Origin of the sequence: Klebsiella sp. 28 (assembly GCF_018223905.1) — a bacterium.
Lineage (GTDB): Bacteria > Pseudomonadota > Gammaproteobacteria > Enterobacterales > Enterobacteriaceae > Klebsiella > Klebsiella pneumoniae.
Map to the genome: position 1 here is coordinate 19,623 of NZ_JAGRQY010000018.1, position 14,908 is coordinate 34,530.

The 14,908-nt window shown below is 57.5% G+C and carries 15 protein-coding genes; 11 read left to right on the forward strand and 4 right to left on the reverse strand.

Features of this window, described 5'->3' with window-relative positions; translation table 11 throughout:
• Window positions 1-26: 26 nt before the first annotated feature.
• The 3 genes from recF to dnaA form a co-directional block, all read right to left on the reverse strand.
• The gene (gene recF / locus KHQ28_RS03100) at window positions 27-1,100 is read right to left on the reverse strand and encodes a DNA replication/repair protein RecF (protein WP_004150293.1); all 1,074 of its coding nucleotides are present in this window, start codon (window positions 1,098-1,100) and stop codon (window positions 27-29) included.
• Between the two features lie 207 nt (window positions 1,101-1,307).
• A complete protein-coding gene (dnaN, locus tag KHQ28_RS03105; protein WP_004145090.1) occupies window positions 1,308-2,408 on the reverse strand; it encodes a DNA polymerase III subunit beta in 1,101 nt (366 codons plus the stop codon).
• Between the two features lie 4 nt (window positions 2,409-2,412).
• Entirely contained in the window at window positions 2,413-3,816 is a 1,404-nt protein-coding gene (gene dnaA / locus KHQ28_RS03110; RefSeq protein ID WP_004151534.1) for a chromosomal replication initiator protein DnaA, read from the reverse strand.
• 621 nt (window positions 3,817-4,437) lie between these two features.
• Here dnaA and rpmH point away from each other — a divergent pair.
• From rpmH to KHQ28_RS03160, 10 genes are all read left to right on the forward strand, one after another.
• On the forward strand, window positions 4,438-4,578 hold the full coding sequence (gene rpmH / locus KHQ28_RS03115; protein ID WP_000831330.1) for a 50S ribosomal protein L34: 141 nt from the start codon (window positions 4,438-4,440) through the stop codon (window positions 4,576-4,578).
• Between the two features lie 15 nt (window positions 4,579-4,593).
• Entirely contained in the window at window positions 4,594-4,953 is a 360-nt protein-coding gene (rnpA, locus tag KHQ28_RS03120) for a ribonuclease P protein component (protein ID WP_004151535.1), read from the forward strand.
• Window positions 4,917-5,174, forward strand: coding sequence for a membrane protein insertion efficiency factor YidD (yidD, locus tag KHQ28_RS03125; RefSeq protein WP_004151536.1), 258 nt, complete (start codon window positions 4,917-4,919; stop codon window positions 5,172-5,174). Before rnpA ends, yidD begins: the two co-directional genes overlap by 37 nt.
• Window positions 5,175-5,176: 2 nt before the next feature.
• Window positions 5,177-6,823: a membrane protein insertase YidC gene (gene yidC, locus KHQ28_RS03130; protein WP_004150295.1), complete on the forward strand. Its 1,647-nt coding sequence runs from the start codon at window positions 5,177-5,179 to the stop codon at window positions 6,821-6,823.
• Window positions 6,824-7,017: 194 nt separating this feature from the next.
• A complete protein-coding gene (gene mnmE / locus KHQ28_RS03135) occupies window positions 7,018-8,382 on the forward strand; it encodes a tRNA uridine-5-carboxymethylaminomethyl(34) synthesis GTPase MnmE (protein ID WP_004186273.1) in 1,365 nt (454 codons plus the stop codon).
• 129 nt (window positions 8,383-8,511) lie between these two features.
• Window positions 8,512-8,931, forward strand: a complete 420-nt coding sequence (locus KHQ28_RS03140) for a GNAT family N-acetyltransferase (protein WP_004151539.1) — start codon at window positions 8,512-8,514, stop codon at window positions 8,929-8,931.
• 99 nt (window positions 8,932-9,030) lie between these two features.
• Window positions 9,031-10,209, forward strand: coding sequence for an MFS transporter (locus tag KHQ28_RS03145; RefSeq protein ID WP_020805050.1), 1,179 nt, complete (start codon window positions 9,031-9,033; stop codon window positions 10,207-10,209).
• The gene (gene yidZ / locus KHQ28_RS03150; protein ID WP_004151541.1) at window positions 10,184-11,143 is read left to right on the forward strand and encodes an HTH-type transcriptional regulator YidZ; all 960 of its coding nucleotides are present in this window, start codon (window positions 10,184-10,186) and stop codon (window positions 11,141-11,143) included. Before KHQ28_RS03145 ends, yidZ begins: the two co-directional genes overlap by 26 nt.
• 309 nt (window positions 11,144-11,452) lie before the next feature.
• A complete protein-coding gene (locus KHQ28_RS03155) occupies window positions 11,453-12,028 on the forward strand; it encodes a 4'-phosphopantetheinyl transferase superfamily protein (protein ID WP_004145098.1) in 576 nt (191 codons plus the stop codon).
• A 36-nt stretch (window positions 12,029-12,064) separates the two neighbouring features.
• On the forward strand, window positions 12,065-12,631 hold the full coding sequence (locus tag KHQ28_RS03160) for an NADPH-dependent FMN reductase (RefSeq protein ID WP_004151543.1): 567 nt from the start codon (window positions 12,065-12,067) through the stop codon (window positions 12,629-12,631).
• A gap of 45 nt (window positions 12,632-12,676) precedes the next feature.
• On the opposite strand, the gene KHQ28_RS03165 is transcribed toward KHQ28_RS03160, so the two are convergent.
• Window positions 12,677-14,014, reverse strand: a complete 1,338-nt coding sequence (locus KHQ28_RS03165) for an NCS2 family permease (RefSeq protein WP_004145100.1) — start codon at window positions 14,012-14,014, stop codon at window positions 12,677-12,679.
• Between the two features lie 169 nt (window positions 14,015-14,183).
• Here KHQ28_RS03165 and yieH point away from each other — a divergent pair, with 169 nt between their 5' ends.
• The gene (gene yieH / locus KHQ28_RS03170) at window positions 14,184-14,849 is read left to right on the forward strand and encodes a 6-phosphogluconate phosphatase (protein WP_004145102.1); all 666 of its coding nucleotides are present in this window, start codon (window positions 14,184-14,186) and stop codon (window positions 14,847-14,849) included.
• Window positions 14,850-14,908 lie beyond the last annotated feature (59 nt).

The following is a 14,908-nucleotide window of genomic DNA, read 5'->3' on the forward strand; positions in this document are numbered from 1 at the left end:
ACGTTTCTCGCTCATTTAATCTTGGGTTAATCCGTTATTTTACCTTTTTCCACGCGGAACATCTTCGAATTTTTGTCCGACATGTCCATAACGTGTTCAGCGCTGATCGCGCTGACGAAAACCTGCGACTGCGTCGCTTTCAGGCGGCTGGATAACAGACCGCGGCGGGCATCATCAAGTTCCGAGGCAAAATCATCTATCAGGTACAGGCAGCGCCGCCCGCTGACGCGGGTGAGGAACTCTCCTTGCGCCAGACGCAGGGCGCACATCAGCAGCTTAAGCTGCCCGCGCGACAAGGTATCTTCCACCGGCGCCCCGTCGGCGCGAATGCGAAAATCCGCTTTATGCGGGCCGTGGGCGGTGTAGGTTAACATTCTGTCGCGCTCGAAATTCCGCTCCAACACCTCCGCGTAGTCGGTCTCTTTTTCCCAGCCGCGCTGGAAAGAGAAGGTGAGCGTGAATTCCGGTAAAAATTGCTGACAGGTATCCGCCATGTCTTCGACGATAGCGGCGCTGTATTCGGCACGCCAGCGGCTGATCTGCTCCGCCAGCGGGATTAATTCCAGATCCCAAGGCCGCAGCTGGGCATAGCGGCTGACCTGACGCAGCGCGGCGTTGCGCTGCTTGACCAGGCGCTTCAGGTTGCTCCAGGCGGTGAAGAATCCGGCTTCGTTATGAAAGCATCCCCAGTCAAGGAATGCTCTTCTGTATTTGGGGCCGCCGTTGAGTAAAGTAAACCCCTCCGGCGTAATCAGCTGCATCGGCATCAGGTGCGCCAGCTCCGCTACTTTGTGGCCGTCGGTGCCGTCGATACGCACCTTGCTGTCGCCCTGTTTGTCTTTGGTCAGGCCGATGGCGGTTTCCCGCTCTTCGCCCTGCAGACGGCCATGCAGAACAAACGCATCCTGCTCGTGGCGGATCACTCGGCCAATTTGCAAACTGCGAAATGCCCGGCCGTGGCCAAGCGTATAGATAGCTTCCAGCACGCTGGTTTTGCCGCTGCCGTTCGCGCCAACCAGGAAGTTAAAGCCGGGAGATAAAGCGAGATCCGCATGTTCAATATTGCGGAAATCTTTGATTAGAAGTCGGGATAGCGACATATCAGCTCGTCATCATTCAAGGGGCGTGGGTGTCGCAGCCAGTTCGTCTACCGCCAGCGCGCAGAAAGCGGAGCGTACACGAAGTACGTGAGCATTTGCTCGCTCCGCTCGTCCTTCGGACCGTCTTACAGACGTCCAAAACGCATAGCGTTTTGTCGAGCACTGCCGGAAGGCGAAATGGCAAGTAAACCAGCCCCTTTGCAGATTCTACAATCGCATAGGCATGACAACGTAGGCTGCGGATTGGGAAGCCGCATCCTCAATCTGCACGCTCGACACCGAATCCGTCAGCAGAATGCGTACATTCTCGCACTTCAGCGCATTCAGCACATCCAGCACATAGCTAACGTTGAAGCCAATCTCCATCTCCGTTCCGGCGTAGGTCACATCCAGAATCTCTTCCGCTTCTTCCTGTTCCGGGTTATTGGCGGTGATTTTCAGCTGGTTTTCGCTAACGTACAGCCGCACGCCGCGGAATTTTTCGTTGGAGAGAATCGCCGCGCGCGCAAAAGCCTGCTTCAGAATATCGCAGCCCGCTTCGAGGTGTTTATCCGGATTTTTCGGCAATACGCGGCGATAATCCGGGAAACGGCCATCAACCAGCTTAGAGGTGAAGATAAAATCGCCAACGTGGGCGCGGATATTGTTGCTGCCAATCTGCACGCGCAGCGGGGTATCGCCGCCGTCGAGCATCCGCATCAGCTCAATCACCCCTTTACGCGGCACGATCACCGAATGGTTCGGCAGCGACGCTTCCAGCGGCATCGAACAGACCGCCAGGCGGTGACCATCGGTGGCCACCGTGCGCAGTTCGCTGCCTTCGGTTTCAAACAGCATGCCGTTTAAGTAGTAACGAACATCCTGGTGCGCCATCGAGAACTGGGTGGCTTCGATCAGACGCTTCATGGTCGCCTGCGGCAGGGTAAACTCCACTTCACTCTGCCAGTCATCCAGATTCGGGAAATCGGCGGCGGGCAGGGTCGACAGCGAGAAGCGGCTGCGGCCGGAACGCACCAGCATGCGATCGCCTTCCAACTGAACCGCGATCTCCGCGCCTTCCGGCAGGCCGCGGCAGATATCAAAGAATTTCCGTGCCGGAACGGTCGTTGCGCCCGCTTCGTGCGGCTGAACCAGCGCCACGCGCGCCACCATCTCCATTTCAAGATCGGTACCGGTCAGCGACAGCGCGCCGTCCGCGACCTGAAGCAGCAGGTTACCGAGAATGGGCAGCGTCGGACGACCACCTAACGGACCGCTCACCTGTTGCAGCGGTTTTAATAAATGTTCACGTTCTACGGTAAATTTCATAGCGTCACGAGGATAATGTTCTGATTAAATTGGAAAAATCTTCTTTAATGTCGTGGCTTTCTTCACGCAGCTGCTCAATCTTGCGGCAGGCGTGCAGCACGGTGGTATGGTCTCGGCCGCCAAACGCATCGCCGATTTCCGGCAGGCTGTGGTTGGTCAGCTCTTTGGCCAGCGCCATCGCCATCTGGCGAGGACGCGCCACCGAACGGGAGCGGCGTTTGGACAGCAGATCCGCTACCTTAATCTTGTAGTACTCCGCCACCGTCTTTTGAATATTGTCGATGGTGACCAGTTTTTCCTGCAGCGCCAGCAGATCGCGCAGCGCTTCGCGCACGAAATCGATGGTGATCGCCCGGCCGGTGAAGTTGGCGTTGGCGATAACGCGATTCAGCGCCCCCTCCAGCTCACGCACGTTCGAGCGCAGACGCTTGGCAATAAAGAACGCCACTTCGCCCGGCAGGCGGATGTCGTTCTCGTCGGCTTTTTTCATCAGGATCGCGACGCGGGTTTCCAGCTCCGGCGGCTCGATCGCCACCGTCAGCCCCCAGCCGAAGCGGGATTTTAGACGATCCTCAACGCCGTTGATCTCTTTTGGATAACGATCCGACGTCAGGATGATCTGCTGATTACCTTCCAGCAGCGCATTGAAGGTGTGGAAAAACTCTTCCTGGGATCGTTCTTTATTGGCAAAGAACTGAATGTCATCGATCAGCAGGGCGTCAACGGAGCGGTAGTAACGCTTAAACTCTTCGATGGCGTTGTTCTGCAGCGCTTTAACCATGTCCTGAACGAAACGCTCGGAGTGCATATAGACCACTTTCGCGTTCGGCTTACGCGCCACAATGCCGTTGCCCACCGCGTGCAGCAGGTGAGTTTTACCCAGACCCGTCCCGCCATAGAGGAACAGGGGGTTGTAGGCGCCGCCCGGGTTATCCGCCACCTGACGCGCCGCCGCGCGGGCCAGCTGGTTAGATTTACCTTCGACGAAGTTATCAAACGTGTGTTTCACGTTAACGTTAGAGCGGTAGGTCGGCTCCGCCGGCGCCGGGACATTATCCCAGCCAGGGCGCACGATCGTCGGCGCCGCGCGCGCGGTCTGCACCTGCGCCGCCGGAATGGCCGCCGCAGCCGGGCTTACCGCCCCTTTCTGCAGCGAGCTGGCGGGCTTAGCGCCCACCTCAAAACGCAGCTGCGGGGCGTCCGCACCGCAAAAATCATTGAGGAGTCCATTGATATTATTGAGGTATTTGTCCCTTACCCAGTCGAGCACAAAACGGTTTGGCGCATACAGTGCCAGCGTGTTATCGCTCAGTTCCGCCTGCAATGGGCGGATCCACATGCTGAATTCTGTGGCTGGTAACTCATCCTGCAATCGGGCAAGACACTGCTGCCAAAGCGAAAGTGACACGGCGGACTCCACTCGAACATAAAATCGATATCAAAGAAAAACTGAAACAATCGTGATTGTTGGCACACGTCGACAAGACCCTGCATTAGCCGAAAAGCCCCTGCACAAAAGGGGTGACGTGCGAACCGCTATCTGCGGTTATTACCCGCTGCGGATCCGGGGATCGCGATCGGGACCGGGGATCATAGCCTAAACTGAGAAAGAGATCTTGTGTTTCTCAACAGATTCTTCCCGATTTATCCACAGGAAGGATCGAAACCGGGTAAGTGTAATCGATCCTGCGGGGAGTGAAGCACGATTTCCGCCGCATATTGGAAAAATTAATGAGCTATGCCGCTTTTGGGCGGAAACGATCTAATAAAGATCCTTGCGGATCCTTGCGCTTTACTGGCCAGGCCGTATAATCCCCCACCCGGCGCGTAATGCCCGTTTTCGTCACGCGTCTCAGCTTATTTTTTGTGCAACGAGGTGCGAGAAATAAGGAAAGAGAATTGACTCCGGAGTGTACAATTATTACAATCCGGCCTCTTTAATCACCCACGCTGAGGCGTAAGTCGTTCGAAGTTCGTTCGGGTCTACGCAAAAGTCAGTGAATTTATTCAAGTTTAGGTAGAAATCGCCATGAAACGCACTTTTCAACCGTCTGTACTGAAGCGCAACCGTTCTCACGGCTTCCGTGCTCGTATGGCTACTAAAAATGGTCGTCAGGTTCTGGCACGTCGTCGTGCTAAAGGCCGCGCTCGTCTGACCGTTTCCAAGTAATAAAGCTAACCCTGCGTGGTTAAGCTCGCATTTCCCAGGGAGTTACGCTTGTTAACTCCCAGTCATTTCACTTTCGTCTTCCAGCAGCCACAACGGGCTGGCACGCCGCAAATCACCATCCTCGGCCGCCTGAATTCGCTGGGGCATCCCCGCATCGGTCTCACCGTCGCCAAGAAAAACGTGAAACGCGCACATGAACGCAATCGGATTAAACGTCTGACGCGTGAAAGTTTTCGTTTGCGTCAACATGAACTCCCGCCAATGGATTTCGTGGTGGTGGCGAAAAGAGGGGTTGCCGACCTCGATAACCGTGCTCTCTCGGAAGCGTTGGAAAAATTATGGCGCCGCCATTGTCGCCTGGCTCGCGGGTCCTGATCGGCCTGATTCGAGTTTATCAGCGCCTGATTAGTCCGCTACTCGGGCCGCATTGTCGTTTCACCCCAACCTGTTCTCAATACGGAATTGAGGCCTTACGCAGGTTTGGAGTGATAAAAGGCAGTTGGTTGACGATGAAACGCGTATTAAAATGCCACCCTTTACACCCTGGTGGTGACGATCCCGTCCCGCCTGGACCATTTGATACCAGAGAACACTAACGATGGATTCGCAACGCAATCTTCTTATCATCGCTTTGTTGTTCGTGTCTTTCATGATCTGGCAAGCCTGGGAGCAGGACAAAAATCCGCAGCCCCAGCAGCAGACCACGCAGACTACGACCACAGCAGCGGGTAGCGCCGCCGACCAGGGCGTACCGGCCAGTGGCCAGGGGAAACTGATTACGGTTAAAACCGACGTGCTTGAGCTGACTATCAACACCAACGGTGGCGATATTGAGCAGGCGCTGCTTCTGGCGTATCCAAAAACGCTGAAATCGACCGAACCGTTCCAGTTACTGGAAACCACGCCGCAGTTTGTCTACCAGGCGCAGAGCGGCTTAACCGGCCGTGACGGTCCGGATAACCCGGCAAACGGCCCGCGTCCGCTGTACAACGTCGATAAAGAGGCGTTTGTGTTGGCCGATGGCCAGGATGAGCTCGTTATCCCGCTGACCTACACTGACAAAGCCGGCAACGTCTTCACCAAAACCTTCACCCTGAAGCGCGGTGGCTATGCGGTGAACGTGGGTTACAGCGTGCAGAATGCCAGCGAGAAGCCTCTGGAAGTCTCGACCTTCGGTCAGCTGAAGCAGACCGCTGCGCTGCCGACCAGTCGCGATACGCAGACCGGTGGCCTGTCCACGATGCATACTTTCCGTGGCGCCGCGTTCTCCACTGCGGATTCGAAATACGAAAAATATAAATTCGATACCATTCTGGATAACGAAAACCTGAACGTCAGCACCAAAAACGGTTGGGTTGCCATGCTGCAGCAGTACTTCACCACCGCATGGGTGCCGCGGAATAACGGGACGAATAACTTCTACACCGCCAACCTCGGCAACGGCGTTGTCGCTATTGGCTACAAATCGCAGCCGGTACTGGTGCAGCCAGGCCAGACCGACAAACTGCAGAGCACGCTGTGGGTCGGCCCGGCTATTCAGGACAAAATGGCTGCCGTTGCGCCGCACCTGGATCTGACCGTCGACTACGGCTGGCTGTGGTTCATCTCCCAACCGCTGTTCAAGCTGCTGAAATTCATCCACAGCTTCCTCGGCAACTGGGGCTTCTCGATCATCGTTATCACCTTTATCGTTCGTGGCATCATGTACCCGCTGACCAAAGCGCAGTACACCTCCATGGCGAAGATGCGCATGCTGCAGCCGAAGATTCAGGCCATGCGTGAGCGTCTGGGCGACGATAAACAGCGTCAAAGCCAGGAGATGATGGCGCTGTATAAAGCGGAAAAAGTAAACCCGCTGGGCGGCTGCTTCCCGCTGATTATTCAGATGCCGATCTTCCTTGCGCTGTATTACATGCTGAGCGCCTCGGTTGAACTGCGTCATGCGCCGTTTATCCTGTGGATCCACGACCTGTCTGCTCAGGACCCGTACTACATCCTGCCGATCATCATGGGCGCGACCATGTTCTTCATCCAGAAGATGTCGCCGACCACCGTGACCGACCCGATGCAGCAGAAGATCATGACCTTTATGCCGGTCATCTTCACGGTGTTCTTCCTGTGGTTCCCGTCTGGCCTGGTGGTGTACTACATCGTCAGCAACCTGGTCACCATTATTCAGCAGCAGCTGATTTACCGTGGTCTGGAGAAACGTGGCCTGCATAGCCGCGAGAAGAAGAAATCCTGATACTCTTCATTCTTCAAGCCGCAGATGCGTTGGCTTCATTAGTTCGCCCCAGTCACTTACTACAGTAAGCTCCTGGGGCCTCACTAACTTGCCGCCTTTCTGCAACTTGAATTATTTCGAGTATCTACGGTAGCGTTAATGCCAGAGAAGGCGGTCAATGGACCGCCTTTTTTACATCTACATAGAGAGTCACCATGAGCCATAACGACACTATCGTCGCCCAGGCAACCCCTCCGGGACGCGGGGGTGTGGGCATCCTGCGTATCTCCGGCCTTAAGGCGCGCGACGTCGCGCAGGCGGTGCTGGGCAAGCTGCCGAAGCCGCGCTATGCCGACTACCTGCCGTTCAACGACGTTGACGGTACCCCGCTGGATCAGGGGATTGCGCTGTGGTTCCCCGGGCCGAACTCCTTTACCGGGGAAGATGTGCTTGAGCTGCAGGGCCACGGCGGCCCGGTCATTCTCGACCTGCTGCTTAAACGTATTCTGACCCTGCCGGGCCTGCGCATCGCCAGGCCGGGTGAGTTTTCCGAGCGCGCGTTCCTCAACGACAAGCTCGATCTGGCGCAGGCAGAGGCCATCGCCGACCTTATCGACGCCAGTTCAGAGCAGGCGGCGCGCTCGGCGCTGAATTCGCTGCAGGGGGCGTTCTCCGCGCGGGTGAATCATCTTGTGGAAGCGCTCACTCACCTGCGCATCTACGTGGAAGCGGCCATTGACTTCCCGGATGAAGAAATTGATTTCCTCTCCGATGGCAAAATTGAAGCCCAGCTGAACGAGGTGATGGCCGATCTCGACGCCGTCCGCGCGGAAGCTCGTCAGGGCAGCCTGCTGCGCGAAGGGATGAAAGTGGTGATCGCCGGGCGGCCAAATGCCGGTAAATCAAGCCTGCTGAACGCCCTGGCGGGCCGCGAAGCGGCGATCGTCACCGATATCGCCGGTACCACCCGCGACGTGCTACGCGAGCATATCCATATCGACGGCATGCCGCTGCATATCATCGATACCGCAGGCCTGCGCGATGCTAATGACGAAGTGGAACGTATCGGCATCGAGCGCGCCTGGCAGGAGATTGCCCAGGCCGATCGGGTGCTGTTTATGGTCGATGGCACCACCACCAGCGCCGTTGACCCGGCGGAGATCTGGCCAGACTTTATCGAGCGCCTGCCCGCTAAATTGCCGATTACCGTGGTGCGCAATAAAGCCGATGTCACCGGCGAAGCGCTCGGTATCAGCGAAGTAAATGGCCACTCACTTATTCGCCTGTCGGCACGTACCGGCGACGGCGTGGAGGTGCTACGTAACCACCTCAAGCAGAGCATGGGCTTCGATACCAATATGGAAGGCGGCTTCCTCGCCCGCCGCCGTCACCTGCAGGCCCTGGAAGAGGCGGCGAACCATCTGCAGCAAGGCAAAGCCCAGCTGCTGGGCGCCTGGGCCGGCGAGCTGCTGGCGGAAGAGCTGCGCCTCGCGCAGCAGGCGCTGAGCGAGATCACCGGGGAGTTCACTTCCGACGATCTGCTGGGCCGCATCTTCTCCAGCTTCTGCATCGGCAAGTAAGTTTTAGTCCCCCCTCGTCCGTGAACGTTCACTAACCCGTATTAACGCCGCGTTAATGCGGGTTTTTTCTTGCCCTTTGCGGCGCAACGTTCTCTACTTTTATCTCCCCCTCTGCCGCGAGACTAAAACATGACCGTTGAATATACCGTGATCGAGAAGGTGCCCTCCGCCGAAGCGTTTTGCCACCTGCGGGTAGCCGCCGGCATGTCGCCGCGCCCCCTGGAAGGCGCCAGAGCCGGACTGCCGCATAGCTGTTATGGCGTACATATCCTCTGGCAGGAGACGCCGATCGCGATGGGACGCATCGTCGGCGACGGCGCGATTAATTTCGATATTGTCGACGTCGCCGTCGATCCGGCTCACCAGGGAAAAGGCCTTGGCCGGCTGGTGATGGAGAAGCTGGTCGCCTGGCTGGACGCTAACGCCTTTGATGGCGCCTACGTTACGCTGGTGGCGGATGTGCCGGAACTGTACGCGAAGTTCGGCTTCGAAAGCGTTCGCCCGGAGAGCGAGGGGATGGCCCGCGTCTGGCGAACCCGCAGTCGTTAGCTCGCATTTCCTGCCAGGAAAAGAGCGTTGTCCAAATGGCAACTCGTCTTGCGGCGCGTTCCTCACTATGCTGAACGCCATTCACATCGCGAGGATCCCATGACACGCTTTCTTCTCTGCAGCTTTGCCCTGGTTCTGCTCTACCCCTCCGGCATCGATATGTATCTGGTCGGCCTGCCGCGTATTGCTCAGGACCTGGGGGCCAGCGAGGCGCAATTACATATCGCCTTCTCGGTCTATCTGGCCGGTATGGCCTCCGCGATGCTGTTTGCTGGCCGCATCGCCGACCGCTCGGGGCGTAAGCCTGTCGCTATTGTAGGTGCAGCGATCTTTGTTATCGCCTCCCTGCTCTGCGCCCAGGCGCATACCAGCAGCCACTTCCTCATCGGACGCTTTATCCAGGGGATCGGCGCCGGCAGCTGCTACGTGGTGGCTTTCGCTATCCTGCGCGATACGCTGGACGACCGTCGCCGCGCCAAGGTGCTGTCGTTGCTCAACGGCATCACCTGCATTATCCCCGTCCTGGCGCCGGTGCTTGGCCACCTGATTATGCTGAAATATCCGTGGCAGAGCCTGTTCTACACGATGACCGGCATGGGCGTCATGATCGCTGTGCTGTCGGTCTTTATCCTGCGTGAAACGCGGCCGACGGCGCCTCCGCAGGCAGCGTCACCGCAGCATGACGCTGGCGAATCGCTGTTGAACCGCTTTTTCCTCAGCCGCTTACTCATTACCACCCTCAGCGTGACGGTGATCCTGACCTACGTTAACGTCTCGCCGGTACTAATGATGGAAGAGATGGGGTTCGACCGGGGAACTTACTCAATGGCGATGGCTCTGATGGCGATGATCAGCATGGCGGTCTCCTTCTCAACGCCGTTCGCCCTGTCGCTGTTTAATCCCCGCACCTTAATGCTGACCTCACAGGTGCTGTTTCTGGCGGCAGGCGTGACGCTGAGCCTCGCGACTCGCCAGGCCGTCACCCTGATCGGGCTGGGCATGATTTGCGCCGGCTTCTCCGTTGGGTTCGGCGTCGCGATGAGCCAGGCGCTGGGGCCGTTCACGCTGCGCGCGGGCGTCGCCAGCTCGGTCCTCGGCATCGCGCAGGTGTGCGGTTCATCGCTGTGGATTTGGCTCGCCGCCATCATCGGACTCAGCGCAATGAATATGCTGATCGGGATACTCATTGCCTGTAGCATAGTGAGCCTTGTTTTGTTACTGGTCGTCACCCCGCCGCGGGTTGCGCAATACGATGAAGAAGCCGCTGTCGAGTCTTGATCTTAATTTACTCCTCTGCCTGCAGCTCCTGACCCAGGAGCTCAGCGTTACCCGTACGGCGAAGCGGATGAACGTTTCGCCGTCAGCGGTGAGCAAGTCGCTGGCCAAACTGCGCGCCTGGTTTGACGATCCGCTGTTTGTGAAAACCCCGCTGGGCCTGGCGCCCACGCCGCTGGTCAGCAGCATGGAGCAGGATCTGGCGGACTGGATGCAGATGGGCAACCAAATCCTCGATAAACCGCACCATACCATGCCCAGCGGCCTCAAATTCGAACTGGCGGCGGAAACGCCGCTGCTGATGATCCTGTTTAACACCCTCTCTCAGCGCATCTATCAGCGCTATCCGCAGGCATTGATTCGTTTGCGCAACTGGGACTACGACTCCCTGGACGCCATCATCCGCGGTGAGGTGGATATCGGCTTCTGCGGACGCGAAAGCCATCCGCAGTCGCGTGAGCTGCTGAGCCTGCTGCCGTGGTATATCGATTTTGAGGTGCTGTTCACCGACCTGCCGCAGGTCTGGCTGCGCGCCGATCATCCGGCGCTCAGGGAAGAGTGGGATCTGGCGGCATTCTTACGCTATCCGCATATCACTATCTGCTGGGAACAACGCGATACCTGGGCCCTGGACGACGTGCTGCAGGAGCTGGGGTATAAGCGTAACGTGGCGCTGACCGTGCCGGGGTTTGAGCAATCACTTTTTATGGCCGCTCAGCCGCAGCACACCATGCTGGCCACCGCGCCGCGCTACTGTCAGCACTATAATCAGCAGCACCAGCTGCCGCTCGTCTCCCGGCCGCTCCCCCTGGAGGCGCAGCATCTGGAAAAGCTGCGCGTTCCCTTCACCCTGCTATGGCATAAGCGCAACAGCTACAACCCGAAGCTTGTCTGGCTTAGAGATACGCTGAAAGCGCTCTATTCCGGTACGCTTTAAGCCTTGTTTCGTGCCCATAGCACCTTATTTGCGCAAGAATTTGTAATATTCAAACAAATTCCCTTTTCAATGGGGGATTTCGGCATTAAAACCTGTTAATACCAGGCGATAATAGCGCCCGCAGTTTTATCCAGACCATTACTCACGGAGCGACGTATGGCAACGCATTTTGCAAGAGGGATACTCAGTACCGGGGAGCCGCTATCGACACGTTTGTCAGCGGCCTGTCATCAATCCGCACGTCTTCTCCCGACATATCGCCAGGCTCGCTTTTGCGCGTCGCGCTCGCTGCTTGCCGAGCTGCTGTTTATGCTTTACGGCATCAGCGAGCTGCCTGAAATCATCAACGAAGCGAATGGCCGACCGGTTTTTAGCGATCGCCAACTGCCCCGCTTTTCGATCGCTTATACTGGCAATATCGTTGGTGTTGCCCTCACCACCGAGGGGGATTGTGGCCTCGACATGGAACTGCAGCGCACTGTCCGCAGCCACGACGCCGACCGGCACAATTTCAGCAACAATGAGAATCTGTGGATTAACATACAGCATGACCCGGACGAAGCGCGCAGCCAGCTGGTAGCGCTGCGCCGCAGCGTGCTAAAGCTGACCGGCGAAGCATCAACGCAGCTGCAGCTGCTGCCCGGCTCTGGCCGCCTGCGCACCGCCGGCAGTCAGCCAATCGAAGCGGTATGTGACGCCGAATCGCTGCTGGTATGGTCCATTGCCGCTACCCCGAACATCGGCTCGCTGAAGGTCTGGGAATATGATGCTAAGGGAGGTGACTGGCGCAGCCTGGCAGATGCGCAGCAGCGCGCACGCGAACCGTCAGCCCGCCTGATGCGCTTTACCAGCTTACCCATGGAAAAAACCTTATCCCTCAATTGACCGGTCTTGCCGGCATCATGATCCAAAGGAGCAATCATGTCAGATACCTTGAAAGTGGTTACGTTACTCGGCAGCCTGCGTAAAGGGTCGTTTAATGGAATGGTCGCGCGCACCCTGCCCGGCATCGCGCCAGCGGGCATGGATATCTCCGCGCTGCCGTCGATCGGTGATATCCCGCTGTACGATGCTGATATGCAGGAGGAAGAAGGTTTTCCGCAGCGCGTGCAGGAGATTGCGCAACAGATCCGCGAGGCGGATGGGGTAGTGATAGTCACTCCAGAATATAACTATTCCGTGCCTGGCGGCCTGAAAAACGCCATCGACTGGCTGTCACGCCTGCCCGAGCAGCCGCTGTCCGGCAAACCGGTACTGATTCAGACCAGCTCAATGGGCGCCATCGGCGGTGCGCGCTGCCAGTATCATCTGCGGCAGATTCTGGTCTTCCTTGATGCGATGGTAATGAATAAACCGGAATTTATGGGCGGCGTCATCCAGAACAAAGTGGATCCGCAGGCGGGTGAAGTGGTCGATCAAAGCACCCTCGACCATCTGCGCGGCCAACTGACCGCTTTCGGCGACTATATTCGGCGGGTTAAAGCATAAAAAAAGCCCGGCAGCGATGCCGGGCTTTTTCATCATGCGTGCGGATTAATGTGCATCGATAAAGACAATTTTCAGCACGAACAGCAGCGAAACGATAATCACACACGGGCTGAGCTCGCGCAGCCGGCCGGTACCGATCTTCATCACGCAGTAAGAGATAAAGCCCAGGGCGATACCTTCGGTGATCGAGAAGCTAAACGGCATCATCACTGCGGTGATGAACGCAGGCACCGCCTCGGTCAGGTCGCTCCACTTCACGCGCGCGAGGCTGGAGGTCATCAGCACGCCAACGTATATCAGCGCGCCCGCGGCGGCATAGCCAGGAACCATCCCCGCCAGCGGAGAGAGGAAAATAACCAGCAGGAACAGGATACCAACGACAACGGCGGTCAGGCCGGTACGCCCGCCCACGGAAACGCCGGAAGAAGATTCGATATAGGCCGTCACCGACGAGGTACCGATGAAGGAGCCCGCCACCGACGAGACGCTATCGACAAACAGCGCTTGCTTCATGCGCGGGAATTTACCGTTGGCATCCGCGAGACCCGCTTTATCCGTCACGCCAATCAGCGTCCCGGAGGAGTCAAACAGGTTGACCAGCATAAAGGAGAAGATCACGCCGGCCAGGCCCAGGTTCAGGGAGCCCGCCAGATCGACCTGACCAATCACCGAAGCCACGCTCGGCGGCGCCGAGACGATCCCGGTGTAATGCACGTCGCCCAGCATCCAGCCCAGCAGGGTGGTCACAACGATAGAGACCAGTACCGCGGCGTGAATGTTGCGCGACGCCAGAATCGCGATGATAAAGAAGCCCAGCACGCCCAGCAGTACGCTGTGGGAAGTCAAATGACCAATGCTGACCAGCGTTTCCGGATTGGCGACAATCACCCCGGCGTTTTTCAGGCCCATCATGCCGATAAACAGGCCGATACCGCTGGTGATACCTACACGCAGGCTAAGCGGAATATTGGCGATCATCCAGTAACGTACGCGGAAGATGGTCAGCAGCAGCAGGCCCACGGCGCCCCAGAAGATGGCGCCCATGCCCACCTGCCACGGCAGCCCCATCGCCTGCACCACCACAAAGGCGAAAAAGGCGTTCAGGCCCATCGCCGGCGCCAGGGCGACCGGCAGGTTCGCGAACAGACCCATCAGGATACTGCCGAAAGCGGCAATCAGACAGGTGGTCACAAACACGGCGCTGGTATCCATGCCCGCTACGCCAAGAATTTGTGGGTTAACAAAAACGATATACACCATCGTCAGGAACGTGGTGAAACCGGCGATGGCTTCGGTGCGCACCGTGGTGCCGTGCTCGCGCAGCTTAAATACGCGCTCCAGCAGACCCTGGCCAGAAGACTGGCTGGTTTGTTGTTGACTCATTATCGGTTTCCGAACGTAAGGAGGGAAAATTCGAGGCTATCCTATACCAAATTACGGCACCAGGCGCGGTTGTATGGTAATTTTTTTCATTTATTTTGCTTATACGGCAACGATTGCGTCGCGGCATTGAGCATTACGAAAACGTTAAACTTGTTAATATGGAAAGGCTATGACTCAACCAGAAGCAGTATTTTTTGACTGTGACGGCACGCTGGTCGACAGCGAGGTGATTTGCTCCCGCGCCTACGTTCACATGTTTCAGGAATTCGGCATTACGCTGGACCTCGCCGAGATTTTTAAGCGCTTCAAAGGTGTGAAGCTGTACGAAATTATCGACACCATCAACGCTGAGTATGGCGTTAATCTGCAAAAGGCCACCCTGGAGCCGATTTACCGGGCGGAGGTCGCTCGCCTGTTCGATAGCGAGCTGGAGGTGATTCCCGGAGCCCAGGCGCTGCTGGATGCGGTAAGCGTCCCGATGTGCGTGGTTTCCAATGGCCCGGTCAGTAAGATGCAGCACTCGCTCGGACGCACCGGCCTGCTGCGCCATTTCACTGACCGCTTGTACAGCGGCTACGATATTCAGCGCTGGAAGCCCGACCCGGCGCTGATGTTTCATGCGGCAGAGGCCATGCAGGTAAAAGCCGAAAACTGTATTCTGGTGGATGACTCCAGCGCCGGCGCTCAGTCGGGGATTGCCGCCGGCATGGAAGTGTTTTATTTCTGCGCCGATCCGCACAACCAGCCGATCGATCATCCCAAAGTGACGACCTTTACCGATCTGGCAGAGCTGCCGGCATTGTGGCAGGCGCGCGGCTGGGATATCACGCGTTAAGGGCCTGGTGAGCGGCACGTTGGCATCGATGCCCCCCCGCTATGCGTCTGCGTAAGCGG